Source organism: Methylobacterium sp. WL103, assembly GCF_008039885.1.
GTDB classification, from domain to species: domain Bacteria; phylum Pseudomonadota; class Alphaproteobacteria; order Rhizobiales; family Beijerinckiaceae; genus Methylobacterium; species Methylobacterium cerastii.
This window is the reverse complement of sequence record NZ_VRUX01001122.1, coordinates 1-750: the sequence shown is the minus strand read 5'-3', so window position 1 is coordinate 750 and position 750 is coordinate 1. Positions and strand designations below refer to the sequence as shown.

Below are 750 nucleotides of genomic sequence, written 5' to 3'. Positions count from 1 at the left end.
GAGCATGGCGCGCGAGCGTTTCGACGGCGACGGCCGCCCCTACACCCGCACGCGCTACGCGGACGCGGCGGGCCGAGTGTTGCTGGAGGATTGGCGGGTTCGTGGCGCTGGCCACGCCTGGTCGGGTGGGGACCGGGCTGGCAGCTTCACCGACCCGCAGGGGCCCGACGCCTCGCGCGCCATGCTCGACTTCTTCGCCGCGCATCCCAAGGGGTTTTGAGGGCAGGGGGCGCGGGTCGTCGACGGCCTGCGCCCTCTCGTTCGGCATCCATCGTTCATACGGTTTCCGATCGATGGCTTCGCCGGCGCGACGTTTTCCCGGACGCCCGGAGCGTCGGCGGAAGGTGATCCGGGACCCGGCATCATCAAGGGCCGCGTCAGCGGCTCGATCCGAACGGCGCAAGGTTTCGACGCTTCGCGATGCCTTCTGCTGGGTCTCGGATCGGGTTCCGCTGACGCTTCACCCGTCCGGGAAAACGGGCGCGGTGCTCACCGAGCTAATCCACCGGAAATCGTATCAGACCGGGACGTTGTCGATGAGCCGCGTCTTGCCGAGGTAGGCGGCGGCGAGCACGCGGGCAGGGCCGTCGACCCGGGCGAGCGGCGCCAGCGTCTGCGCATCGCAGACCGCGAGGTACTGCACCGAGAACCCTGCCGCCTCCAGGGCGGCGACACCCTGCGAGATGGCAGGCGCCGTCTCTGCGCCGTCCCGCGCCTCCGCCGCGATCCGCGACAGCACCGCGTGGAGCG

General features: G+C 70.9%; 1 protein-coding gene and 1 pseudogene. One reads left to right on the top strand and one right to left on the bottom strand.

The window, feature by feature from the left end:
• Window positions 1–220: pseudogene (locus FV222_RS28180) on the top strand (esterase); the annotation flags it as partial.
• A gap of 297 nt (window positions 221–517) precedes the next feature.
• Here the strand turns inward: FV222_RS28180 and FV222_RS28175 are convergent.
• The coding region (locus FV222_RS28175; protein ID WP_187277525.1) for a pantoate--beta-alanine ligase at window positions 518–750 on the bottom strand (233 nt) is incomplete at its 5' end.